We start from the raw sequence: 25,060 nt of genomic DNA on the forward strand, positions 1-25,060 counted from the left end.
TACGTGGAGCTGGCCAAGGTGCAGATCTTCGGTGGTTCGCCGCACACCACGGCGGTGCTCGCAGCAGTGCTCGACACGCTGCTCAAGCTGCTGCATCCGGTGATGCCGTTCGTCACCGAGACACTGTGGAAGACGCTGACCGGTGGGGAGTCGGCCGTGGTCGCGGCCTGGCCGGAAGCGTCCGGATTTGCCCCGGATCCCGTTGCGACACAACGCATCACCGATATGCAGAAGCTCATCACCGAGGTGCGCCGGTTCCGCAGCGACCAGGGGCTGGCCGACCGGCAGAAGGTTCCGGCGCGGTTGTCCGACATCGCCGCGGCCGGGCTTTCCGGGCAGCTGCCCGCGATCACGTCGCTGGCCTGGCTGACCGAGGCCGGCGACGGGTTCACGCCGTCGGCTGCTGTCGAGGTGCGGTTGTCGCAGAGCACCGTTGTGGTCGAGGTGGATACGTCCGGCACCGTCGACGTCGCCGCCGAACGGCGCCGGCTCGAAAAAGACCTGGCCGTCGCCCAGAAGGAAATGGCCACCACCGCCGCCAAGCTCGGCAACGACGCGTTCCTGGCCAAGGCGCCCGCCGAGGTGGTCGACAAGATCCGCGGCCGCCAGCAGGTGGCCACCGAGGAGGTCGAACGCATCACCGCGCGCCTGGCCGGGCTCAAATGACGGATCCGGGACCTGACCCGATCCCGTCGCCGGACGAGATCGCCGCGTTGCTTCAGGTCGAGCATCTGCTCGACCAGCGGTGGCCGGAGACCAAGCTGGAACCAAGCACCACCCGCATCGTCGCGCTGCTGGAGCTGCTGGGTTCACCGCAACGGGCGTACCCGTCGATCCACGTCGCGGGCACCAACGGCAAGACCTCGGTGTGCCGGATCATCGACGCCCTGCTGACCGCGTTGCACCGCAGGACCGGGCGCACCACCAGCCCGCACCTGCAATCCGCGGTGGAGCGGATTTCCATTGACGGCAAACCCATTTCGCCGGCGACCTATGTGGAGACCTACCGCGAGATCGAGCCTTTCGTCCTGCTCGTCGATCAGCAGTCCGAGGCGGCGGGCGGGCCGAAGATGAGCAAGTTCGAGGTGCTCACGGCGATGGCTTTCGCGGCATTCGCCGACGCGCCGGTCGACGTCGCCGTCATCGAGACCGGTATGGGCGGCCGCTGGGACGCCACCAACGTCGTCAACGCGCCTGTCGTGGTGATCACCCCGATCGGCCTCGACCACACCGACTATCTCGGTGACACGCTCGCCGAGATCGCGGGGGAGAAGGCCGGGATCATCACCCGGCAGCCCGACGATCTCGTGCCCACCGACACCGTTGCGGTCATCGCCCAGCAACCGCCCGAGGCGATGGAGGTGCTGCTGGCCGAGACGGTACGTGCCGACGCCGCGGTGGCGCGGGAGAATTCGGAGTTCGCGGTGCTGGGCCGTCAGGTCGCCATCGGCGGCCAGCTCCTGGAACTGCAGGGCCTGGGCGGGGTGTACTCGGACATCTTCCTGCCACTGCACGGCGAACACCAGGCGCACAACGCGGTGGTGGCGCTGGCAGCGGTCGAGGCGTTCTTCGGTGCCGGTGCCGACCGCCAACTCGACATCGACGCGGTGCGGGCCGGTTTCGCGGCGGTCCGCAGTCCCGGTCGACTGGAGCGGATGCGCAGTGCGCCAACGGTTTTCATCGATGCCGCACACAACCCCGCCGGGGCCGAGGCGCTGGTGGAAGCGCTGCGCGAGGAGTTCGACTTCCGCTACCTGGTGGGTGTGGTGTCGGTGCTGGCCGACAAGGACGTCGACGGCATCCTGACCGCGCTGGAGCCCGCGTTCGATCAGCTTGTGGTGACCCACAACGGCTCGCCGCGCGCCCTTGACGTCGAGTCGCTGGCGCAACGCGCCGAGGAGCGTTTCGGTCAGGACCGGGTGATCACGGCGGCCACCCTCCCCGACGCCATCGAAATCGCCACCGCCTTGGTCGAGGACGCCGGCGCAGAGGGTGAGGGCCTGTCCGGGGCGGGCATGGTGATCACCGGTTCGGTGGTGACAGCAGGCGCCGCACGGACCCTCTTCGGGAAGGATCCACAGTGAGTACGCCACCTGATCCGTGGAAGAGCTTCCGCGGTGTCATGGCCGGAACCCTGATCCTCGAAGCCATCGTGGTGCTGTTGGCTCTGCCGGTGGTCGCAACGGGCGCGCCCGGTCTGACCGTGTGGTCCGGGGGCTATCTCGTCGGGCTGGCGGTGGTCCTCATCCTGATGGCAGGCATGCAGGGCCGGCCATGGGCGCTCTGGGTGAATCTGGCACTGCAGTTCGTGGTGATCGCCGGGGTGGTGATCCACGCGGGGATCGGCTTCATCGGGCTGGTGTTCTTGTTGGTCTGGCTGCTGATCCTGTATCTGCGCGGCGAGGTGAAACGGCGTCAGGACCGAGGCCTGCTGCCCGGTCAACAGGATTCGCCGGAAAGCTGACGGCACCGTCACCGGCCGCCGATGATTGTCAGTTATTGACGTCGGCGACAGGAGCGGTGCGGTGGACCTTACATTTTCGCGGCGCCGCTGGCTCGGGCTCGTCGGCCTCGGTGCGGCAACAGCACTGGCGGGCTGTGGCAAGCCCGCATCCGGGGGCGGCTCGGACACCGTGACCGTTCCGCCGGGGGAGGTGTTCGTCACCGAGAGTCCGCGGCCGGTGATCACCAACCCCGACGTGGCGTTGCAGCAACTGCGCGACGGCAACCGCAGATTCGTCGACGCCCAGATGCGTAATCCGAACCGGGACCCGGCCAGCCGGCTCTCGCTGTCGAAGTCCCAAAAGCCGTTCGCGGTGGTCCTCAGTTGCTCGGACTCGCGGCTGCCGCCGGAGGTGATCTTCGACCAAGGCCTTGGTGACCTGTTCGTCGCACGCGTCGCAGGCAACATCGTCGACGCCGCGTTGCTGGACAGCATCGAGTACGGCGTCGCGCATCTGGGTGCCCCTCTGGTGGTCGTCATGGGCCACCAGAGCTGCGGAGCGGTGTCGGCGACGCTCAAGACGGTCCAGGATCACAAGGCGCCCGAAGAAGACATGAACGCGTTGGTCTCGGCGATCACCCCGGCCATCGCCGTCGCCGAGAAGCGGCAGGGCGACCTCCTGGACAACACCGTGCGGGCCAACGCCGAGCTCTCCAAGGACGCGATCGTGGCGACGTCGGTGATACGTGACCGGCTGAATTCCGGTGCGGTGAAGGTCGTCACGGCGTACTACAGCCTTGACACGGGAGTGGCGACGATCGCCTGAACGGCAGCCGGTACGCTGTGCGCCGTGACTGAGCGGACCCTCGTGTTGATCAAGCCCGACGGCGTAGAGCGCCACCTGGTCGGGGAGATCATCGGCCGGATCGAACGCAAGGGCCTGACCCTCGCGGCCCTGGAGCTGAAGAACGTCAGCGATGAGCTGGCGCGGCAGCACTACGCCGAGCATGCGGAGAAGCCGTTCTTCGGTTCGCTGCTCGAATTCATCACGTCCGGCCCCGTGGTCGCCGCGATCGTCGAGGGCCCCCGCGCGGTGGCTGCGTTCCGGCAACTGGCCGGCGGCACCGATCCGGTGGAGAAGGCCGTGCCGGGCACGATCCGTGGCGACTTGGCCCTGGTGACCCAGGACAACCTGGTGCACGGCTCCGATTCGCTGGAGTCGGCGGCCCGTGAGATCGCCCTTTGGTTTCCCGGAGAATCTGCCGGGGAGTAACTCCTCACGCGGTCTGGTCGGTACAGCCGCAGTGATGTGGGATACTGGTCGCGGGTAGCCAGCCTCAACCGAGGCTGAACACCCGGATGAAGACTTCGACGAGCGCGACCACCGCAAGCCGGTGCGGCGCCGACCGTCCAGCCATCATTCAGCCAGGCACCGGGTGCGTTCACCATTGAGCCGCCCGGAGCGAGACCACAAACAAGTCCGGGTGAAGTATCCCGGGCCCATAGCGGAAGCCCTCGCGTGGCCGCGTCGCTACGACGCGCCCGGGGGCTTGAGGAGAATACGTGGCCGAAGATGCCCATACCGAAGACCAATCCACCCAGACTCCGCAGCAGGACGGACTCCCAGAACGCCTGAGGGTCCATTCGCTCGCCCGAGTGCTCGGTACCACGAGCCGGCGGGTGCTCGATGCGCTCGCCGAGTTCGACGGACGCCACCGCAGTGCGCACTCGACCGTCAACAAGGCTGACGCCGAGCGGGTCCGTGCGGTCCTGGCCCCGGCTGAGCCCGACGTCCAACCTAGCGTGGTCGAGGCCGTTGTGGTCGAGTCCGTCCAACCGGTGACGGTCACCGAATCCGTGACCGTGCCCGAGCCGCCCCCGGTGCCCATGGCACCGGAACCGACGGCGGAATCCGAACCGCCCGCCGAGTCCCAGCCCGTGGCATCCGATCAGTCGGCCGAGCCGGAGCTCGCGGCGGCCGAACCCGAGCCTGAACAGGAAGCCACGCGGGCCGAGGCTGTCGTGGTGGGTGACGAACCCGAGTCCCGGCTGATCCTGGAGACCGCGAACATCCCTCCGGCGCGTGAGCCGCACACCGAACGTGCGGACTACCTGCCACTGTTCGTCGCACCTCAGCCGATCGTTTTCGAGCCGGTCGACACCGACGACGAGGACGACGACTTCGACGCCTCCTCCGACACCGATTCCGATGGCGATTCCGACGACGACCAGGCCGACCGGCCCGCCGCGCGTCGACGTCGCCGCGGTCGCCGGGGCCGGGGTCGCGGCCGTGGTGAGCAGAGCGACGACAACGGCCCGGAAGCGGAGGGCGAGACCGAATCCGGTGACGACCAGGCCGAGTCCGACGACTCCGAGGACGAGTCCGATGACTCCGAGGAAAGCGGCGACGAGGACAGCACCGGCACTGACGCCGGCACCCGCAGGCGGCGTCGTCGCCGGCGCCGCAAGACCGGCTCGGGTGATTCCGAGGACAGTGGGTCGCCCGATGACCCGCCCAACACGGTCGTGCACGAGCGGGCTCCGCGTGCCGACCGGCCGGACAAGTCCGCGAGCGACGAATCCGAGATCCAAGGCATTTCGGGGTCGACCCGGCTGGAGGCCAAGCGCCAGCGCCGTCGTGACGGCCGCGACGCCGGCCGGCGCCGTCCGCCGATCCTGAGCGAAGCCGAATTCCTGGCGCGGCGCGAGGCCGTCGAGCGCACGATGATCGTTCGCGACAAGGTGCGCACCGAACCGCCGCACGAGGGTGCCCGCTACACCCAGATCGCGGTGCTCGAAGACGGCGTGGTGGTCGAGCACTTCGTGACCTCTGCCGCCTCGGCATCGTTGGTCGGCAACATCTACCTCGGCATCGTGCAGAACGTGTTGCCCTCGATGGAGGCTGCGTTCGTCGATATCGGTCGCGGCCGCAACGGCGTGCTCTACGCAGGCGAGGTCAACTGGGAGGCCGCCGGGCTCGGCGGCGCGCAGCGCAAGATCGAGCAGGCCCTCAAGCCCGGCGACTACGTCGTCGTGCAGGTCAGCAAAGACCCGGTCGGGCACAAGGGAGCGCGGCTCACCACACAGGTGTCGCTGGCCGGGCGCTATCTGGTCTACGTCCCCGGGGCGTCCTCGACCGGCATCAGCCGCAAGTTGCCCGACACCGAGCGGCAGCGCCTCAAGGAGATCCTGCGTGAGGTAGTCCCGGCCGATGCCGGTGTGATCATCCGCACCGCATCCGAAGGCGTCAACGAAGACGACATCCGCTCTGACGTGAACCGGCTCCAGGAGCGCTGGGCGGGCATCGAGGCCAAGGCCGCGGAGATCACCGAGAAGAAGGCCGGCGCCGCCGTTGCCCTCTACGAGGAACCCGATGTGCTGGTGAAGGTCATCCGCGACCTGTTCAACGAAGACTTCTCCGGGCTGATCGTGTCCGGCGACGACGCCTGGAACACCATCAACTCCTACGTCAACACCGTGGCCCCCGACCTGGTGGGCCGGCTGACCAAGTACGAGGCCGGCGGCCCGGACGGCGGATCGGGCCCGGACGTGTTCGCCGTGCACCGCATCGACGAGCAGCTGGCCAAGGCCATGGACCGCAAGGTGTGGCTGCCCTCGGGCGGCACCCTGGTCATCGACCGCACCGAGGCGATGACCGTCGTCGACGTCAACACCGGCAAGTTCACCGGCTCGGGCGGCAACCTCGAACAGACCGTCACCCGCAACAACCTGGAAGCTGCCGAGGAGATCGTCCGGCAGCTGCGGCTGCGCGACATCGGCGGCATCGTCGTGATCGACTTCATCGACATGGTGCTGGAGTCCAACCGCGATCTGGTGCTGCGGCGGCTGACCGAGGCGCTGGCCCGGGACCGCACGCGCCACCAGGTCTCCGAGGTGACCTCACTGGGCTTGGTGCAGCTGACGCGAAAGCGGTTGGGTACCGGGCTGATCGAGGCGTTCTCCACGTCGTGCACGCACTGCGGTGGACGCGGGATCGTGCTCCACGGCGACCCCGTCGACTCCGTGTCGACAGGTGGTGGCGGGCGCAAGTCCGAGCCCGCGAGCGGCAGCGGTCGGCGCAGCAAGCGTGGCAAGAAGACCGGCAAGCCCGAGGACGTGCCGGTCGTCAAGGTGCCCGACCATCCGGCCGGTGAGCACCCGATGTTCAAGGCCATGGCCGCGGCCAACGGTCGCCATCACGACGACGAGTCGCACGATGAGCACGGCAAGGAGCACGAGGAACTCGACGAGCTCGAGAGCACCGAGGACGACGTCGTCGAGACCACGCACGGCGACGACACCGCTGAGCAGGTCGCGCGTGAGACCGCCGAGGAAGACCTCGACGACGAAGACTCGGATGACGAGGAATCGGACGACGAAGACGACGTCGACTCTGATGAGGACGAAGACGCCGACTCCGACGAGGACGATGAGGACGACTCCGAGGACGAATCGGACGAGGACGAGATCGACCTGGACTCCGATGACGAGGAAGTCGACATCGACGACGATATCGAGGTCATCGACGACGACTCCGACGACGAGGACGAGACCGAGGTCGAACTGCCGCAGGTGATCACCGTCGCTCGCCGGCCGCGTCGCCGGGCGGCGGCTCGACCTGCGGGCCCGCCCACCCATGAGTAGCAGGGGTTTCCGGGCGGTTTGACCCTCTACCCGCTGGTCACGTACCCTTGACCAGTTGTCGCCAGTGCCTGCGGTCGCAGGCCGGTGACGGCGGGGTACCCCCGCCACCCAAGACCCGCGCACGCACCGACCGGTAGCGCGCGCCCGCACAGCAGAGGACACGATGGCGACATACGCAATCGTCAAGACCGGCGGCAAGCAGTACAAGGTTGCAGCCGGTGACGTGGTGAAGGTTGAGAAGCTCGACGCCGAGCCTGGCGCGTCTGTGTCGCTGCCGGTCGCGCTGGTGGTCGACGGTGCCAAGGTGACGAGCAAGGCCGACGACCTGGCCAAGGTCGCCGTGACCGGCGAGGTCCTGGAGCACACCAAGGGCCCCAAGATCCGCATCCACAAGTTCAAGAACAAGACCGGCTACCACAAGCGTCAGGGGCACCGTCAGCAGCTGACCGTGCTCAAGGTCACCGGCATCAAGTGATGCGCCGTCAGGCGAAGAACAGACAACACAGCGCGAGGGACATATAAATGGCACACAAAAAGGGCGCTTCCAGCTCTCGTAACGGCCGGGATTCCGCAGCACAGCGGCTCGGCGTCAAGCGCTTCGGCGGCCAGGTCGTCAAGGCAGGCGAGATCATCGTCCGCCAGCGTGGCACCCACTTCCACCCCGGCGTGAACGTCGGCCGTGGCGGCGACGACACGCTGTTCGCGCTGGCCCCCGGCGCCGTGGAATTCGGCTCCAAGCGCGGCCGCAAGAACGTGAACATCGTTCCCGTGGCGCGCCCGGAGGCCTGAGACATCGAGGATTCTCCGCGAATGTGAAGCAGCTGCGAGTTCTCGACTGAGATATCGCGATAGCTTCACATTCGACGGAGAGGATGTCCAATGTCCCGGTTTGTCGACCGCGTCGTCATCCACGCGCGGGCCGGTAACGGCGGCAATGGGTGTGCCTCGGTGCACCGCGAGAAATTCAAACCCCTCGGTGGCCCAGACGGCGGCAACGGTGGTCGTGGCGGCAGCGTCATCCTCGTTGTGGACCCGCAGGTGCACACCCTGCTGGACTTTCACTTTCATCCGCATGTCGCGGCGCCCTCGGGCAAGCAGGGCGCAGGCAGCAACCGTGACGGCGCAGCGGGCGCCGATCTCGAAGTCCGCGTACCCGACGGCACCGTCGTCCTCGACGAAGACGGACGGATGCTCGCCGACCTCGTCGGTGCGGGCAGTCGTTTCGAAGCCGCCGCGGGCGGGCGGGGCGGCCTGGGCAACGCCGCATTGGCGTCCCGGGCCCGTAAGGCCCCCGGCTTCGCACTCCTCGGTGAGAAGGGCCAGGCCCGCGATCTCACCCTCGAACTCAAGACCGTCGCCGACGTCGGTCTGATCGGTTTCCCGTCGGCAGGCAAATCCTCACTGGTGTCGGCGATCTCGGCGGCCAAACCGAAGATCGCCGACTATCCGTTCACGACCCTCGTGCCCAATCTCGGCGTGGTGTCGGCCGGCGACCACACCTTCACCGTGGCCGATGTCCCCGGTCTCATCCCCGGCGCATCCGAAGGACGCGGGCTGGGCCTGGAATTCCTGCGGCACCTCGAACGCTGCGCGGTGCTCGTGCACGTCGTGGACTGCGCCACCATGGAACCCGGCCGCGACCCGATCTCCGACATCGACGCGCTCGAGGCGGAACTGGCCGCGTATACCCCGACGTTGCAAGGCGATTCGACCCTGGGTGACCTCGCGTCGCGGCCACGGGCGGTGGTGCTCAACAAGATCGACGTTCCGGACGCGCATGAGCTTGCCGACTTCGTTCGCGACGAGGTGGCCCGCCGGTTCGGCTGGCCGGTGTTCGAAGTGTCGACTGTGAGCCGGGCGGGCTTGCGCCCCTTGACCTTTGCGTTGTGGGACATGGTGAAGGCCTACCGCGACGCGCAGCCCGAGATCGCACCGCGGCGCCCGGTGATCCGGCCCATCGCCGTCGACGAGAGCGGGTTCACCGTGACCTCAGACGGGCAGGGCGGCTTCATCGTTCGTGGCGTGCGTCCCGAACGCTGGATTGCCCAGACCGATTTCGCCAACGACGAGGCCGTCGGTTATCTCGGTGACCGGTTGGCCCGCCTGGGCGTCGAGGACGAACTGTTCAAGCTCGGTGCGCGGCCGGGTTGTGCGGTGACCATCGGCGACATGACCTTCGACTGGGAACCGCAGACCCCGGCAGGCATCGACGTGCCGCTGACCGGCCGTGGCACCGACGTCCGGTTGGAGCAGACCGAACGCGTCGGAGCCGCTGAGCGCAAGGCCGCCCGTCGCGAGCGCCGCAGGCCGGGAAGCGAAGACGAGTGACCGGCGCACCCTCGGCTCACCGGGAGGCGATCCGCACTGCGCGCAGCGTCGTCGTGAAGATCGGAACCACCGCGCTGACGACGCCCACCGGGGTGTTCGACGCGGCCCGGCTGGCGTACCTCGTCGAGGCTATCGAGGGCAGGATGAAGGCCGGCTCGGACGTGGTGATCGTGTCCTCGGGCGCGATCGCCGCAGGCATCGAACCTCTGCGGTTGAGCAAGCGCCCCACGGACCTCGCCACCAAGCAGGCCGCCGCCAGCGTCGGCCAGGTGGCGTTGATCAACGCATGGAACACGGCGTTCGCCGCCTACAACCGGACTGTCGGTCAGGTGCTGCTGACCGCCCACGACATCTCGATGCGGGTGCAGCACAACAACGCCCAACGCACCCTCGACCGGCTGCGGGCGCTGCACGCGGTGGCGATCGTGAACGAGAACGACACCGTGGCCACCAACGAGATCCGGTTCGGTGACAACGACCGGCTCTCGGCACTGGTGGCGCAACTGGTCGGCGCCGACGCGCTGGTGTTGTTGTCCGACATCGACGGCCTCTACGACTCGGATCCGCGAAAAGGCAACGCGCGCTTCATTCCTGAGGTTGCCGCGCAGGGGGATCTGGACGGCGTGGTCGCAGGCCGGGGGAGCCACCTCGGAACCGGTGGGATGGCCTCGAAGTTGTCGTCGGCCTTGTTGGCCGCAGATGCCGGCGTGCCGGTGCTGTTGGCGGCGGCGGCCGACGCCGCTGCGGCGCTGCGTGATGCGTCGGTGGGCACGGTGTTCGCGCCACGCCCCGAACGGATGTCGGCGCGGCGGTTCTGGGTGCGGTATGCCGCAGAGTCCGCGGGGGCACTGACCCTCGACGACGGCGCGGTGCGCGCGGTCATCAAACAGCGCCGATCGCTGCTGCCGGCCGGGATCACCGAGGTCGCAGGCCGGTTCCACGGCGGCGACGTGGTCGATCTGCGAGCGCCTGACGGGCAGACGGTCGCCCGCGGCGTGGTGGCCTACGAGGCCTCGGAGCTGGCGACCATGATGGGCCGCTCCACCCACGATCTGCCCGCCGAGATGCGCCGGCCCGCGGTACACGCCGACGATCTGGTCGCCCTCTAGTGACCTGTGGAGTTTCAACCGTGGTCGGCACGGCTGAGACTCCACAAATCACAAGTCGGGGGCCTGGAGATACAACGCGCCCCAGATGATGTCGGTCAGCGTGCGGGCGAGCTCGGCATCGTAGGAGGCGGGCCGTGACGGCAGGTTCTGGTGGCACGTGCGTTCCACCATCCAGGTCAGCGTGCTCGCGGTGGTCTGGGCGGGCAGCTGGGCACGGATTGTCCCGGCGGCCTGCCCGGCGTCGATGACGCGGGCCAGCTGAGCCGCGATCCCGACAAGCAGCTCGCGGTAGGTTTCGCCGACCAGGGGGTCGTAGCCGGACATCTCGTTGAGCGCGATGAGCACCGGTTGGTGGCGTCGATAGCTGGCGATGATGCCGGCCATGGCGGCATATACGTCGGCAGGGTCGGTGCGGTCGGCCACTGCCCACCAGCGCTGAGCGGCGCCGGCGAGATGGGCGAACACCTGGGTGGCCAGCCGGCGCAGCAGGTGGCCCTTGTCTTCGAAGTAGATGTAGAAGCTCGCCCGCGAGATGCCTGCCTCGGTGGCCAGCCGGTCCACGCTGAGCTCGGTGAAGCTCGTGCCGTCAGCCATCAACCGATCGGTCGCGTCCAGAAGCTGCCGCTCGATCTGTCCGCGCCGCTCCTCGCGGTTGGCCTGCGGTTTGCGGGTCACCGATGCCATGCGTCCCAGCGTATCGGGCCGGTTCACATCTTGACTAGACACAATGTCTAGACGTAGCGTCACCGTCATGTCTGTGTCACCGATCACATCCGTCGGTTCGCGCGCCTACGATCCGATCGACATCTCCTCGAAGGCCTTCTGGTCGACCACCGCCGCTGAACGCGAGAAGTCGTTCGCCGTGCTGCGGGAGCAACGCCCGGTCAGCTGGCACAAGCCGGTCGAGGAGACCCTCATGCCCGACCCCGAGGACCCTGGGTTCTGGGCCGTCACCCGGCACGCCGACATCCTCACCGTCAGCCGCGACAGCGAGACCTTCCTCTCCGGCAAGGGCGTGCTGTTCGACACGGTGCCGCAGGAGCTGCTGGAGGCGTCGCAGTCGTTCCTGGCCATGGACGCGCCGCGGCACACGCTGATCCGCAAGCTGGTGCACTCGGCCTTCACCCCGCGGCAGGTGGCCCGCATCGAATCCTCGATCAAAGACAACGCCCGCGAGATCGTCCAGGAGCTGAAGGAAGCGGGCAGTGGGACCGACTTCGTCGAACAGTGCGCCAAGGAACTACCCATCCGCACGCTGTCGGACATGGTCGGTATCCCCGAATCCGAGCGGCAGCAGGTGGCGCACGCCGCCGACGCGTTGGTGTCGTGGGCCGACCCGATCTATCTGGACGGGCGCAATCCGCTGGAAGTGTTGGGCGCCAACCAGTTCTACCTGCATCAGGTGGCCCACGCGCTGGCGGCCGATCGCCGGAAGAACCCGGGCAACGACCTGATCAGTGCGCTGGTACACGCGGAGGTCGACGGTGACCGGCTCACCGACGCTGAGGTCGCCGCATTCTTCGTGCTGCTCGCCGTCGCGGGCAACGACACCACGCGACAGGCCACCAGCCACGCGCTGAAGGCCCTCACCGACTATCCCGATCAAAGGGCTTGGCTCATGGCGGATTTCGACGACCGGATCGGCGGCGCGGTCGAGGAGTTCGTGCGGTGGGCGACGCCGGTGATGACCTTCCGCCGCACCGCGGCGGTCGACGTCGAGCTCGCCGGCCAGCGCATCGCGGCCGGGGACAAGGTGGTGATGTTCTACGCGTCGGGCAACTGGGACACCGAGGTCTTCGAAGACCCCGACCGCTTCGACCTGAGCCGAAAGCCCAACCCCCACTTGGGTTTCGGCGGCGGCGGACGGCACTTCTGCCTCGGGGCCCACGTTGCGAGGACGCAGCTGCGGGCACTGTTCGGTGAGCTGCTGCACCAACTACCCGACATCGCGGCAGGCGAACCGGCCTACCTGCAGGGCAATTTCGTGCACGCTATCCGGGCGATGCCGTACACGTTCTGACCAGCTCACCGGCGAGCAGCGTGAGCAACTCCGAGCAGCCGGCGTCGACTTTCACGGCGGCCAGATCGTCGCCGCGGGTGGGTCCCCGGTTGATGATCCCCACCGGGATGCCGTGAGCGGCCGCGTGGCGCACGAACCGGTAACCCGAATACACCGTCAGCGACGACCCGGCCACCAGCAGCGCATCACTGGCATCGACGAGCGAATACGCCTGTTCCACCCGGTCTTTGGGGACGCTTTCCCCGAAATAGACAATGTCGGGCTTGAGCATGCCCCCACAGACCGGGCAGTCGACGATGATGAACGACGACGTGTCGGTCACCACGGCGTCGGCGTCAGGGGCCACCGCGATCCCGCCGACCGCTTCGGCCCGCTCGAGAAACCCGGGATTGGCCGCTTCGAGGAGGTCGGCGAGCGCAGCGCGCGACATGGTGTGACCACAGTCCAGGCACACCACCTGCGCATAGCTGCCGTGCAGATTGACCACGGTGCGGCTGCCCGCCTTGGTGTGCAGCAGGTCCACGTTCTGGGTGATCAGGCCCACGACCACACCCTCGGCCTCCAGCGCGGCCAGCGCCCGGTGCCCGGCATTGGGCAGCGTCTCGTCCATGTGCCGCCAGCCGATGTGATTGCGGGCCCAGTACCGCTGCCGGAACACCGGATCGGAGGTGAACTGCCGGATGGTCATCGGGTTGCTCGGCGGCGAATCCGGGCCACGGTAGTCGGGGATACCCGAGTCGGTGGACATGCCCGCGCCGGTCAACACCGCGACACGACGGCCCTGCAACAGGGCGACGAGTTCGGGTGCATCCACCCTGACGAGGATAGGCGCACCCGCGTCCGGTGCTCAGCGTTGCGTCAGCACCCGGATGTGGTCCAGGCTCGGGTCAGCTGCGCCGCGCACGTGACCGAAGGGCGAATTGGCGGTGGTGCGCAGGAAGTTCACCACATCGTCGGTCAAGATCTCGCCCGGCAGCACGTTGGGTATGCCCGGTGGATACGCGGCCAGGGAGTCGGCGGAGATGCGGCCGACCGCTTCGCAGGCGGGCACCAGTTCTGCGGGGGCGAAGTAGGCCTGGCGCAGGGTCATCGCCGTGGGTCCGGACTCGGGCAGGCCGACCAGCGGGGAATTGGCGGCGCCCTGGTCCGGCAGGGCATGCAGGGCAGCCAGGACGCGGGGGACGTCAGGGGCGGATCCCGCGCCGATGACGGCGACGACGGCGGAGTCGGTGGCCATCTCGGTGTGAATGTGGTGGTCGTGGAACAGCAGCTGGCGCGCGGCGTGCCCGCTGATGCCACCGGCGCGGGTGTCGATCGCGATCCGGAGCGGGTCGATGTCGACGACGGCGGGGCTGCGCCGGAAGCGTTCGGACAGGTCGGCGAAGCGGCCTTCGGCGGCCAACCCGGCGCGTAGTTCGGCGGCGGCGTCCAGGGATCGTCGGATGCGCTCACGGCCGTGGACGGCCAGAGCGTGGCGGGCGACGTCCAGCGACATCATCAACAGCGAACTGGCGCTAGTGGATTGCATCGACCGGAAGGCGCGGTTCACCAGAGGTTCGAGAACCTCGGCATGAGGGCCTTCACCGAGGTGCAGCATGGCGGACTGCGTCAGGCTGCCACCCAGTTTGTGGGTGCTCGAGATGACCAGGTCCGCACCCTGGGACAGGGCATTGGCGGGCAGGTCGGGATGGAAGCCGAAATGGGCGGCCCACGCCTGGTCGACGACCAGCACCACGCCGTGGTCGTGGGCGACGCGGGCCAGCGCCGGTACGTCGGCGACCGCGCCGAAGTAACTGGGCGTCACCAGATACGCGGCGACGGCTTCCGGGTGAGCGTCCAGCGCGGCGTCGAGCGCGTCAGGGTGCAGACCGTGGGCGGCGCCGATCTCGGAGTCGATGTCGGGCTGCACGTAGTGGCCGATCAGCCCGCCGAGCACCATGCCGTCCATCACCGACGAATGCATCGTCCGCTGCACGACGATGTGTTCCCCGAGGTGACGTAGAGCAAGACAAGCGACCAGGTTGCCCTTCGAGGCGCCGTTGGTAACCAACCAGGTGCGGCGGGCACCCCAGGCATCTGCGGCGAGGCGCGCCGATTGCTGCAGCGGGGTAGGGACGGTGCCCTGGTCGATACCGTCGACGAGTGGGGGCAGGTCCAATTGCAGCACCCGCTCGCCGAACAACTCGGCCAGCTCGGGCTGGGCCAGTGCCGAACCACAATGGCCGGGTACGTCCAACCGCACGTAGTCGAGGTCGGCGTAGCGCCGGATCGCATCGGTGTACGGCATCTCCGCCTGGGACATCTCGGCGAAGGTCTGGTCGGTCATCGTGGTCCTTCCGAAGCAGAGGTGGTGAGTGAGGACAAATCGGCGGCGGCCAGGTAGCCGGCAAGAAGTGTTCGCGCGACATCCATTACCGCCGCGTCGTCGGGCGCGAACTCGGGGTGATGCAGGCCTGCGCCGCGGCCGTCGACACCGACGAACATCATCAGCGCCGGGACCTGTTCGGGATAGAAGGAGAAGTCGTCGGCACCGAACGAACGCAGGTCGCTGTCCACCCGAAAGCCGAAGTGCCGCAAGTGTTCAGAAGCCGGGCCGACGATCGCGGGCTCGTTGACCAGCACGGGCTCCCCGGACGTGATATCCACTTCGGCGCTGCATTCGTGGGCCTGGGCGACCCATTCGGCGACCTCGCGGATGCGTCGATGCAGATAGGTCCGCGTGTGTTCGGACATGCTGCGCACCGTGCCCCGGGCGGTCGCGACGTCGGGGATGACATTGGCGGCATCGCCGGCCGACAGGGTGCTGACGCTGACCACCGCGGAGTTGGTCGGATCGGTGTTGCGACCGACCACCTGCTGCAGCGCCACCACCACGTGGGCGAGGGCGAGCACGGGGTCGCGGGTGAGGTGCGGGTAGGCCGCGTGGCCGCCGCAGCCGCGGACGGTGACCTGGAATTCGTCGGCCGCCGCGTTGACTGCGCCTGGGGTGCAAGCGATTACGCCCGGTTTCAGGGACGGCTGCACGTGGGCGCCCACCATGGCCGTGACGTGGTTGTCCAGCAGGACTCCCGACTTGACGATGTCCTGCGCGCCGGACGGGTAGGACTCCTCGCGCGGCTGCAGCACGACTGCCAGTGGCGGCGCGCCGGGCGTGTCCGCGACCGCGTGGCTCAGCGCCACGACCGCCGCGAGGTGGATGTCGTGGCCGCAGGCGTGCATGGCGTCCTGCCGCTCCGAGGCCCACTCGACACCCGAGCGCTCGGTGAGGCGCAGTCCGTCGAGTTCGCCTCGCACACCGATGGCCGGTCCGGACGCGCCGATCCGGACGAGGGCACCCGTTTCGGCCACCGGGGTGACAACACCCGGTGGCAGGGCACCGAGTACAGCGTCCCGGGTCGGGCCTTCATCGCCGGACACGTCGGGCATGCGGTGTAGCCGGTGGCGAAGCTCGACGGCGACGTCTTTCCGTCGCTCGAGAGCTTCGAGGAGCGGTCCGGTCAACTCGGCGCTCGCTGCTCCCAGTCCGAGCATGGATCAGTACACCTCCGCGATCCGCCGGCACACCCCGGCCGGGTCAAGGTCGCCGACAGCCTCCAATTCGGCACGCTTGACGAGTTGGAATGTGTGAATCAGCTCAGTGCCGAACCAGGATTGGGCAACCTCGTCGCGCGCGAGCGCGTCGAGCGCGGAGGCCAGGTCGCCGGGTAGCGCCGGTACCTCGGCGAGCTCGGCCTCGGTGGCGGTCTCCGGCCACACCCGTGCCTCCTCATCGCCGGACAACCCGGCCAGTCCTGCGCGCAGCAGTGCGGCCAGCGCCAGCCATGGGTTGGCGGTGGCATCCGCGGCCCGGTACTCGAGATGAAGTTGTGCTGCTTCGTCGCGGCCACCGATCCGGATCGTGGGGCAGATGCGCAGCAGCGCCTCGCGGTTGCGTTCGGCCAGGAACGCACCACCGGCACTCCACCGATGCGGCGCCAACCGCAGGAACGACACCGGGCTGGGCGCGGTGATCGCGACGAGTGCATCGGCATGGGCCAACACGCCTGCGGCGAACCGGGCGCCGATCTGGGACAGCTTTCCGGGTCGCTGTGGGTCGTAGAGCACCGGTGCACCGGACGCGTCGTACAACGAGATGTGGATGTGCACCCCGTTGCCGACGCCGTCCGGCCTCGCCAGCGGCGTGAACGTCGCGCGGTGGCCGTGGCCGCGGGCCACATCGCGGATCACCTCACGCAGCAGCACCGCCCGGTCGGCCGCGAGCAGTGCGCACGTCGGCGCGATGGGCACCTCGAACTGTCCTTCCCCGTACTCCGGCAGCCACGATTCGGGCTCCAGGCCGGCGCCTTCCACCGCCGCGACCAGTGCGGAGCCGAAAGGCTCTGCACCGCGCGCTCTTTCGAAGGAAAACGGCGGGGCACCGGTCATGGTCCCGACCATGAATTCGTGCTCGAAGGAGGCATGCGCGGTCAGACCGGTGGCATCCTCCAGAGCCGCGATCGCGTCCTTGAGCGCGGTGCGTGGACATCCGCCCCAGGGAGAGCCGTCGAGCTGGGTCTGGTCGGCGACATAGAGGACGGTGGCCGGGCGTCCCTCGGTCTCGGCGAGGGTCGCGAAGGCGGTGGCGTCCGGTACCAGGCGCAGGTCGCCCACTGAGCCGAACATGTTGTCCGGCGCGATGTTTCCGAAACATGTCAGCGCGAGATCGGCGGGCACCCAGCCGACGCCGGAGGTCAGGGTCGAGGTCAACCGGGAGGCAGGCACTGCGCGACCGCGCACGATCGCGGCCAGGTCGCAGGTTGCGATGAATGCTGTGGGTTCGGACATCTGTGGCACTTTCGGGTTGGCGGGAGGCTGGTGGGTCATCGCGGGTCGAGGGTCTCGTCGACGTCGCTGTCGGTGCTCGACAGTTCGGCGGTCAGGCTTGCGCCGATCCGCCTGGCCAGTCCGGGCGCGACGAGCACCACGGCCAGCCCGGTCAGGCACCACAACCCGGCGATGAGGGGGAAATAGGAGATCGGCGCCTTCTGCCCGGTGGACTGCACGTAGAACACGTAGGCCAGGTAGGCGATCGATGCGACGGGTATCACGGCCTGCCACAACGGAATCGGGGCGCGCCGCGACACGATGAACCGCACCACACCGGTGCCGGCCACGGCGTAGACCACCAGGACGCACAGGACACCAAGTGTGGCGTACCAGTAGTACGCGTCGAAACCGGCGACTCCGCCGATACTCAATGCGATATCGAGGGCGGCCGCGACAGCCAGCACGGTGAGCAGCGCGACAACCGGTGCCCTGGTGTGCGGGTTGGTTCGGGCCAGCGCCTTGGGGCCGAAGCCGTCGCGGGCCAGGGCGAACACCAGCCGGCTGGCGGCCGCGGACGAGCTGAGCGCCGACGCGAAGCCCGCCGCGAATGCGCTGAACCCGACGACCAACGCGAACCACGTTCCGATGAACCGTTCCGACAGGGTGGACACCGAGGATGCGCTGGCGGAGAACCCGTCGATCCCGTCTGAGCCGTGCGCGAAGCCGATGGTCTGGGCGTACATGACGAACACGAACAGCAGACCGGTGAGCAGGACGCTGCCTATGAGAGCGCGGGGGATGTTGCGCTTGGGGTTGTCGGTTTCCTCTCCGAGTGCCGCGCACGCTTCGAAGCCGGCCCACGACAGGAACGCGAACACCGATGCCGTGGCGATCTCACTCGCCGGCGCGCCGCCGAAGGTGAAGAGGGACAGGTCGAATGCCGCCCCGGCGCCGGCATCTGCCGAGGTGCGGGCCACGATGACCACGGCGAGGATCGTCATGCAGGCGATCCCGATGCCTTCGACGATCAGCAGCGTGCGGGCGGTGACCCGGGATTCACGGCTGTTGAACACCGCGCAGGCGACCGCGGTCAGCAGCGCGACGACGATCCACGGCACGGAGACCTTGATGCCGGCGGCGTCGAGGAAAGCCTGCAGGAAGACTCCGGTGGCGGCCATCGTGCAGGCAGCGAAGAACACGTACGTGCCCAGCAGGGCGAAGCCGCCGAAAAACCCGGCGCGGGGCCCCAAAGTGACGCCTGCCAGCGCGTACACCGACCCTGCGTGGTTGAAGTGCTGGGTCAGCCGCCAGAACCCGTAGGCGATGGCCATCACCGCGACGAACCCGATGAGAAACACCAGCGGCACCGATTTGCCGACCAGGGTGGCCACGCCCTGGCCGTTGAGGCTCATCGCCAGGGTCGGGCCCATGAGACCGACGGAGAGGGCAAGCGCCTCCCACAGCTTGAGCTTGCTGCGCGGGGCCAGCGTGGACTCCGGTGATGTGGTCTGGGACATGGGCTTCCTCATGGCGTTGCGGCGGCAGGACGGCCGGTGGATGTTTCATTTGTTACACAGACGCGTGATGTAACGGACAGATGTTATCTGCATTACATCGAAACTTGTCAAGAGTTCGGCTGTAATATTTGTTTCATGGCTGTCCGCCCCGTCTCGGAGGTGCTCCGGCAGAATCTGGCGGGATTCACTCCCGCGGAACGCAAAGTCGCCCGCGAGTTGCTCGCCGATTACCCGCGCGCGGGCCTGGAAACGGTGGCCCGACTTGCGCAGCGCGCCGACGTCAGTGCGCCGAGTGTGGTGCGGCTGGTGACCAAGCTCGGCTACAACGGCTTTCCTGATTTTCAGGAGCACTTACGCCAGGAAGTCGCTGCTCGCTCGAAATCCGCTCTGGCGCAGTACACAGACCGTCCGCCGCACCCACCGGATGACAGCCCGCCCCACGGCGGCGTGCTGGCTCGCGCCGAGGAGGTGCTCACCGTGGGAATCCGTCAGACATTCGAAGCGGTGCCACCCGATCGGCTGGTGGCCGCCGTGAACCTGATCTGTGATCCCGCGCGCCGTGTCTTCACCATCGGTGGGCGCTTCAGCGGTCATGCGGCCGGCTATCTGAACGCCCACCTGCAGCTGCTCCGCCCGACGAGCGCGGCCGTTCCCGGCGAAGCCATGGATCGCGCCGCCCTGCTGCTCGACATCGGCCGGCGCGACGTCGTCATTGCCTACGACTTCCGTCGATATCAGCACGACATCGTGGCTTTCGGGCTGGCGGCTCAGGGCCAGGGGGCCGCCCTGATCGTCTTCACCGACCCATGGTTGTCACCGCTGGCTGTCAATGCGGACGTCGTGTTTCCGTGCACGGTCACCGCACCGTCGCCGTTCGACTCGCTGAGCCCGGCGCTGGCCATGACCGAGGCGCTGATCGCCGCGGTCATCGACCGCCTGGGTGACACATCGCGTCGGCGTATCGAGCGTTTCGAATCGCTTCAGCGTGACCTCACACCCCAGACCGATTCCGGTGACAGCCCGTGAGCGGGTGGTTGACCAAGATATTCGCCCGGCGCGGGTGACAATGGAGGCGATGGACTTCTACTCCGCTTACCGGCATGGTTTCGCCCGGGTCGCTGCGTGCACCCTTCACACCGCGTTGGCGGACCCGCCGGCCAACGCCGAATCAGTGCTTCGACTGGCCCAGGCCTGCCACGACGACGGAGTGGCCGTCGCGGTCTTTCCCGAGCTGACGCTGTCCGGGTATTCGATCGAGGACATCCTCCTGCAGGACACGCTGCTGGACTCCGTGCAGGAGGCGCTCGTCGAGATCGTCGCGGCCTCGGCCGTCCTGACACCCGTGCTCGTGGTCGGCGCCCCGCTGCGCCACGGGCACCGGATCTACAACACCGCCGTGGTCATTCACCGCGGCGCCGTGCTCGGGGTGGCGCCGAAGTCTTATCTGCCCACCTATCGCGAGTTCTACGAGCGCCGGCAGGCCGCGGCGGGCGACGATGTGCGCGGCACCATCCGGGTCGCCGGTGCCGACGCGCCGTTCGGGCCCGACCTGCTGTTCGTGGCTTCGGACCTGCCGGGGCTGGTCCTGCATGTCGAGATCTGTGAGGACATGTTCGTCCCGGTCCCGCCCAGTGCCCAGGCCGCGCTGGCCGGTGCGACGGTGCTCGCCAACCTCTCGGGCAGCCCGATCACCGTCGGCCGGGCCGAGGATCGTTGTCTGTTGGCCCGGTCGGCGTCGGCGCGTTGCCTCGCGGCCTACATCTATGCCGCCGCAGGCGAGGGTGAATCCACCACCGACCTGGCCTGGGACGGCCAGACCATGATCTGGGAGAACGGGCTGCTGCTGGCCGAGACCGAGCGGTTCCCGCGCGGCGAACGGCGGTCGGTCGCCGACGTGGACCTTGACCTCTTGCGCGCCGAGCGGCTCCGCATGGGCACGTTCGACGACAACGCACGGCACTACCGTGCCGTCGGTGATGCCTTCCGGCGCATCGAGTTTCAGCTCGACCCGCCGACCGGCGACATCGGGCTGCTGCGCGAGGTCGAGCGGTTCCCGTTCGTGCCTGCGGATCCGCAACGGCTGCAACAGGATTGCTACGAGGCGTACAACATCCAGGTGTCGGGTCTTGAGCAGCGGCTGCGGGCGCTGAACTACCCCAAGGTCGTCATCGGGGTGTCCGGCGGGCTCGATTCCACCCACGCCCTGATCGTTGCCGCCCGTTCCATGGACCGCGAATCCCGGCCCCGCAGTGACATTCTCGCGTTCACGATGCCCGGGTTTGCCACCGGTGACCACACCAAGAACAACGCGACGCGGCTGGCGGAGGCGCTCGGCGTCACCTTCGCAGAACTCGACATCACGAGTACCGCCGAGGTGATGCTGGCCGGTCTGGATCATCCGTACGCCCGAGGCGAGAAGGTCTACGACGTCACGTTCGAGAACGTGCAAGCCGGTCTGCGCACCGACTATCTGTTCCGGCTCGCCAACCAGCGCGGCGGCATCGTGCTGGGCACCGGGGACCTCTCCGAGCTGGCCCTGGGTTGGTCGACCTACGGTGTCGGCGATCAGATGTCCCATTACAACGTCAACGGCGGCGTCCCGAAAACCCTGATCCAGCACCTCATCCGGTGGGTCATCTCATCGGGACAGTTCGAGGCCGACGTGAACGCGGTATTGCAGTCGGTGCTGGACACCGAGATCACCCCCGAGCTGGTGCCGACCGAAGCGGGGGAGCAGATCCAGAGCAGCGAGGCCAAGGTCGGACCCTATGCGCTGCAGGACTTTTCGCTGTTCCAGGTGCTGCGCTACGGGTTCAGTCCGGCCAAGGTGGCCTTCTTGGCCTGGCATGCCTGGCATGATCCGGGTGTGGGTGACTGGCCTGCCGGATTCCCCGAGGACAAGCGACCGACCTACTCGCTCAAGGAGATCCGGCACTGGCTGCAGGTGTTCGCCCAGCGCTTCTACTCGTTCTCCCAGTTCAAGCGTTCGGCACTGCCCAACGGTCCGAAGGTGTCGGCCGGCGGCTCGCTGTCACCCCGTGGTGACTGGCGGGCGCCGTCGGACATGTCGGCGCGGATCTGGCTCGACGAGATCGAGCGGGAGATCCCGGAGGGTTAGAGACGGCCCTCGGTACGCAACTGCGGGTGAACCCAGTCCGGCGAACGGCGTTGCTTGAACGCCATGAAGCCCTCGGTCGCCTCGGCGCCGCTGTAGCTGGCCTTCATGCCGATCCGGTCGTAGAGCCCCAGGTAGTTGTCCAGGCTGGATTTCACGACTCCGCGGGCCCGCGGTGCGGTCCGGCAGCACTGGCCCAGTACCTCACGCGCAGCGTCCGCGAGTTCCTCGTGCGGGACGACGCGCGCCACCATGCCCCAGTCCACCGCCTCGGCGGCCGACAACGTGCGCCCGGTGAACATCAGGTCGCGGGTGCGGACAGGCCCGATCAACCGGGCCAGCATCTGGCTGTAGTAGGTGTCGGCGATGCCGCGGTAGAGCTCGGGCACCCGGAACGTGGCCCGATCGCTCACCACGGCCATGTCGCTGCAGATCGCGATCTGCAGCCCGCCGCCCTGGCACAGCCCGTTGACCGCACTAACCACCGGCTTGACCGACTGCCGCAGGGTCTCGAACGGCGTGACATCCATGGACAGTGCTGCGCCGAAGCTCATCCAGTCGTCGACGCCGTCGCCGCCGCCGAGGTCACCGCCCGGCGCGAACACATCGCCGGTGCCCGTGATGAGCAGGCCGGCCAGGTCGGGATCGGCTTCGACATGGGTGACCGCGTAGCGAATCCCGAAGTACATCGCCGGGGTCATCGCGTTGCGGGCCGCGGGACGATCGAGGGTGACGACGCCGAACGGCCCCTGTCGCTCGAACCTCAGATAGGGCGTGCCGAGCCAGTCGCCCTCGGGAGGTCGCGGGGTGTGTCCCGATGTCATGAACGCCGACTATAACGGCAACGGTATCGCCTTCAGTTCAGTGCTTCAGCGGGCCAGCATCGCGTCGATGTCCGCCCCGGTCGGGGCGCAGTCACCCGCGCCGCGCACCCGTGTCGCGAGGGCGCCGGCCGCACACGCGCGGCGCAGCGCGTCCTCGAACCCCGAGCGCCAATCGGCAGCCAGCACACCGGCGAACACGTCGCCCGCTCCGGTGGTGTCCACCGCCCGGACGGCCGGTGCGTGCACGTCGAATCGCTCGTCGGCGCCGATGTAGCTCGCTCCCCGCGAACCCCGGGTGATCACCAGATGGTTTACCGGCCAATGCCATTCGGCGGCTTCGGACTCGTTGACCACCACCACGTCGACCACTTCGGACAACGCCAGCAGGTCATGGGCCTGGGTCCCCGTGGGTGACGCGTTGAGAATGACGACCGCACCGGCAGCCCGGGCGAGCCGGGCCGCGGCGATCGCAGTCGCCGGAGGGATCTCCAACTGCATCAACACCACCTCGGCGGAGGTGATGGCGGCGCGGGCAGCGGCGGACTTGACCTCGACATGCGCGTTGGCGCCGGGCGCCACCACGATGCTGTTCTCGCCGCCGGCCTCGACGACGATGGCCGCCGACCCGCTCGGCCCGGGCACGGTCGCAACCGCGTCCAGGCCGACGCCGTTGGCCCGCAGATGAGCGCGCAGGGATTCGGCGACCGGATCGTCGCCGAGTGCGGCGACCAAACTGACCGCGGCCCCGGCGCGTGCCGCGGCGACCGCCTGATTACCGCCCTTGCCGCCCGAGGCCGACATCAGCGACGACGCCAGCACGGTCTGACCCGGTTTGGGCAGAGCCGGTACGGCAAACGTGAGATCCGCATTGACGCTTCCGACCACGCACACCCGTGAGGACGCCATAGTCGACAACGCTAAACCAGTCGGGTGCTGACACGTGTCGAGCTCTCCTGAACACCTCCGATACCCTGGGACGATGAGTGTGCAGACACCCGCCGTGAGTGCGCCGACGCAGGATTTGCGGGAGCAGGTGCACGAGGCTGCCCGGCGCGCCCGGGTCGCGGCACGCACCCTGGCCACACTGAACACCGCAACCAAGAACCGTGCGCTGCACGCGGCGGCCGACAGTGTGCTGGCCAGCGCCGACGCCGTGCTGGCGGCCAATGCAGGCGACCTCGACGCGGCCCGGGACGCGGGTACGCCCGAGGCGATGCTGGACCGGCTGGCGCTCAACAAACAACGCATCGACGGCATCGCCGCGGGCCTGCGCCAGGTGGCCGGGCTGCCCGATCCGATCGGTGAGGTGTTGCGCGGGCGCACGCTGCCCAACGGCTTGCAGCTGCGTCAGCAGCGCGTGCCGCTCGGCGTGGTGGGCATGGTCTACGAGGGCCGGCCCAACGTCACGGTCGACGCGTTCGGGCTGACGCTCAAATCCGGCAATGCGGCGCTGCTGCGCGGCAGTTCCTCGGCGGTGCGCTCCAACGAGGCACTGGTGCATGCCCTGCGCACCGCTCTGGTGGCCGAGGGGCTGCCCGCCGACGCCGTGCAGTTGCTGCCGAGCCACGACCGGGCCAGCGTGACGCATCTGATCCAGGCCCGCGGTCTGGTCGACGTGGTGATCCCGCGTGGCGGGGCCGGTCTGATCGACGCCGTGGTGCGCGACGCGCAAGTGCCGACCATCGAGACCGGCGTCGGCAATTGCCATGTCTACGTTCATGAATCGGCAGACCTCGAGCTGGCCGAGAAGATCCTGCTGAACTCCAAGACCCGGCGGCCCAGCGTCTGCAACTCCGCCGAGTCGCTGTTGGTCGACGCCGCCATCGCCGATGTGGCGGTGCCGCGGCTGGTAGCGGCGCTGCAGGATGCCGGTGTCACCGTGCACGCCGACCCGTCCGAGGACGAACTGCGCGCGGAATTCCTGTCGATGGACATCGCGCTGGCCGTGGTCGACGGCGTCGACGCCGCGATCGCGCACGTCAACGAATACGGCACCGGGCACACCGAGGCCATCGTGACGACGGATCTCGCTGCGGCGCAACGGTTCACCGAACGGGTCGATGCGGCCGCGGTGATGGTCAACGCCTCCACGGCGTTCACCGACGGCGAGCAGTTCGGCTTCGGCGCCGAGATCGGCATCTCGACCCAGAAGCTGCATGCCCGCGGCCCGATGGGGCTGCCCGAACTGACCTCGACGAAATGGATCGTATGGGGCGACGGTCAGACCCGGCCGTCCTAGACAACCAAGGGAGAA

The 25,060-nt window shown here is 68.2% G+C and carries 22 protein-coding genes; 14 read left to right on the forward strand and 8 right to left on the reverse strand.

Features of this window, described 5'->3' with window-relative positions:
- The 10 genes from RMCB_RS00675 to proB form a co-directional block, all read left to right on the forward strand.
- A partial coding sequence (locus RMCB_RS00675) for a class I tRNA ligase family protein (protein WP_165606236.1) occupies positions 1 to 666 on the forward strand: 666 nt, incomplete at its 5' end.
- Positions 663 to 2,084: a bifunctional tetrahydrofolate synthase/dihydrofolate synthase gene (folC, locus tag RMCB_RS00680; RefSeq protein WP_062827216.1), complete on the forward strand. Its 1,422-nt coding sequence runs from the start codon at positions 663 to 665 to the stop codon at positions 2,082 to 2,084. The genes RMCB_RS00675 and folC, both read left to right, overlap by 4 nt.
- Positions 2,085 to 2,122: 38 nt before the next feature.
- A complete protein-coding gene (locus RMCB_RS00685; protein WP_234791952.1) occupies positions 2,123 to 2,464 on the forward strand; it encodes a DUF4233 domain-containing protein in 342 nt (113 codons plus the stop codon).
- A 61-nt stretch (positions 2,465 to 2,525) separates the two neighbouring features.
- Complete coding sequence (locus RMCB_RS00690; RefSeq protein WP_062827217.1) at positions 2,526 to 3,269, forward strand: carbonic anhydrase; 744 nt, start codon at positions 2,526 to 2,528, stop codon at positions 3,267 to 3,269.
- 24 nt (positions 3,270 to 3,293) lie between these two features.
- Positions 3,294 to 3,716, forward strand: a complete 423-nt coding sequence (ndk, locus tag RMCB_RS00695; RefSeq protein WP_029367322.1) for a nucleoside-diphosphate kinase — start codon at positions 3,294 to 3,296, stop codon at positions 3,714 to 3,716.
- Positions 3,717 to 4,006: 290 nt separating this feature from the next.
- Positions 4,007 to 7,087 (forward strand): ribonuclease E, encoded by a 3,081-nt coding sequence (locus RMCB_RS00700; RefSeq protein ID WP_062827218.1) that lies wholly within the window; start codon positions 4,007 to 4,009, stop codon positions 7,085 to 7,087.
- A gap of 163 nt (positions 7,088 to 7,250) precedes the next feature.
- A complete protein-coding gene (rplU, locus tag RMCB_RS00705) occupies positions 7,251 to 7,562 on the forward strand; it encodes a 50S ribosomal protein L21 (RefSeq protein WP_029367319.1) in 312 nt (103 codons plus the stop codon).
- Positions 7,563 to 7,609: 47 nt separating this feature from the next.
- On the forward strand, positions 7,610 to 7,876 hold the full coding sequence (gene rpmA / locus RMCB_RS00710) for a 50S ribosomal protein L27 (protein ID WP_029367317.1): 267 nt from the start codon (positions 7,610 to 7,612) through the stop codon (positions 7,874 to 7,876).
- Positions 7,877 to 7,966: 90 nt separating this feature from the next.
- Entirely contained in the window at positions 7,967 to 9,415 is a 1,449-nt protein-coding gene (gene obgE / locus RMCB_RS00715; RefSeq protein WP_029367316.1) for a GTPase ObgE, read from the forward strand.
- Positions 9,412 to 10,524, forward strand: coding sequence for a glutamate 5-kinase (gene proB / locus RMCB_RS00720; RefSeq protein WP_062827219.1), 1,113 nt, complete (start codon positions 9,412 to 9,414; stop codon positions 10,522 to 10,524). Before obgE ends, proB begins: the two co-directional genes overlap by 4 nt.
- A 48-nt stretch (positions 10,525 to 10,572) precedes the next feature.
- Here proB and RMCB_RS00725 read toward each other — a convergent pair whose 3' ends face one another.
- The gene (locus RMCB_RS00725; RefSeq protein ID WP_062827220.1) at positions 10,573 to 11,208 is read right to left on the reverse strand and encodes a TetR/AcrR family transcriptional regulator; all 636 of its coding nucleotides are present in this window, start codon (positions 11,206 to 11,208) and stop codon (positions 10,573 to 10,575) included.
- Between the two features lie 67 nt (positions 11,209 to 11,275).
- Between RMCB_RS00725 and RMCB_RS00730 the strand changes: the two genes are divergently transcribed.
- Entirely contained in the window at positions 11,276 to 12,544 is a 1,269-nt protein-coding gene (locus RMCB_RS00730; protein ID WP_062827221.1) for a cytochrome P450, read from the forward strand.
- On the opposite strand, the gene RMCB_RS00735 is transcribed toward RMCB_RS00730, so the two are convergent.
- From RMCB_RS00735 to RMCB_RS00755, 5 genes are read right to left on the reverse strand one after another with little or no spacing between them, the layout of a single operon-like run.
- Positions 12,516 to 13,358: an NAD-dependent protein deacetylase gene (locus RMCB_RS00735; RefSeq protein WP_062827222.1), complete on the reverse strand. Its 843-nt coding sequence runs from the start codon at positions 13,356 to 13,358 to the stop codon at positions 12,516 to 12,518. The two genes, RMCB_RS00730 and RMCB_RS00735, sit on opposite strands and share 29 nt — an antisense overlap.
- 33 nt (positions 13,359 to 13,391) lie before the next feature.
- On the reverse strand, positions 13,392 to 14,870 hold the full coding sequence (locus RMCB_RS00740; RefSeq protein ID WP_062827223.1) for an aminotransferase class I/II-fold pyridoxal phosphate-dependent enzyme: 1,479 nt from the start codon (positions 14,868 to 14,870) through the stop codon (positions 13,392 to 13,394).
- The gene (locus RMCB_RS00745; RefSeq protein ID WP_062827224.1) at positions 14,867 to 16,075 is read right to left on the reverse strand and encodes a M20 metallopeptidase family protein; all 1,209 of its coding nucleotides are present in this window, start codon (positions 16,073 to 16,075) and stop codon (positions 14,867 to 14,869) included. Before RMCB_RS00745 ends, RMCB_RS00740 begins: the two co-directional genes overlap by 4 nt.
- A gap of 3 nt (positions 16,076 to 16,078) precedes the next feature.
- Positions 16,079 to 17,368: a type I glutamate--ammonia ligase gene (locus RMCB_RS00750; RefSeq protein WP_062827307.1), complete on the reverse strand. Its 1,290-nt coding sequence runs from the start codon at positions 17,366 to 17,368 to the stop codon at positions 16,079 to 16,081.
- Between the two features lie 35 nt (positions 17,369 to 17,403).
- Positions 17,404 to 18,867: an APC family permease gene (locus RMCB_RS00755; RefSeq protein ID WP_063979558.1), complete on the reverse strand. Its 1,464-nt coding sequence runs from the start codon at positions 18,865 to 18,867 to the stop codon at positions 17,404 to 17,406.
- Positions 18,868 to 18,903: 36 nt separating this feature from the next.
- Between RMCB_RS00755 and RMCB_RS00760 the strand changes: the two genes are divergently transcribed.
- Positions 18,904 to 19,893, forward strand: coding sequence for a MurR/RpiR family transcriptional regulator (locus tag RMCB_RS00760; RefSeq protein WP_131805475.1), 990 nt, complete (start codon positions 18,904 to 18,906; stop codon positions 19,891 to 19,893).
- Positions 19,894 to 19,942: 49 nt separating this feature from the next.
- A complete protein-coding gene (locus RMCB_RS00765; RefSeq protein ID WP_062827308.1) occupies positions 19,943 to 21,985 on the forward strand; it encodes an NAD(+) synthase in 2,043 nt (680 codons plus the stop codon).
- Here RMCB_RS00765 and RMCB_RS00770 read toward each other — a convergent pair.
- Both RMCB_RS00770 and RMCB_RS00775 read right to left on the reverse strand, forming a co-directional pair.
- On the reverse strand, positions 21,982 to 22,806 hold the full coding sequence (locus RMCB_RS00770) for an enoyl-CoA hydratase/isomerase family protein (protein ID WP_062827226.1): 825 nt from the start codon (positions 22,804 to 22,806) through the stop codon (positions 21,982 to 21,984). The two genes, RMCB_RS00765 and RMCB_RS00770, sit on opposite strands and share 4 nt — an antisense overlap.
- 45 nt (positions 22,807 to 22,851) lie before the next feature.
- Entirely contained in the window at positions 22,852 to 23,712 is an 861-nt protein-coding gene (locus RMCB_RS00775) for a PfkB family carbohydrate kinase (RefSeq protein WP_062827227.1), read from the reverse strand.
- A 73-nt stretch (positions 23,713 to 23,785) separates the two neighbouring features.
- Between RMCB_RS00775 and RMCB_RS00780 the strand changes: the two genes are divergently transcribed.
- The gene (locus tag RMCB_RS00780) at positions 23,786 to 25,045 is read left to right on the forward strand and encodes a glutamate-5-semialdehyde dehydrogenase (RefSeq protein WP_062827228.1); all 1,260 of its coding nucleotides are present in this window, start codon (positions 23,786 to 23,788) and stop codon (positions 25,043 to 25,045) included.
- Positions 25,046 to 25,060: the final 15 nt, after the last annotated feature.

It is taken from the genome of Mycolicibacterium brisbanense, from assembly GCF_001570425.1.
In the GTDB taxonomy this organism is placed as follows: domain Bacteria; phylum Actinomycetota; class Actinomycetes; order Mycobacteriales; family Mycobacteriaceae; genus Mycobacterium; species Mycobacterium brisbanense.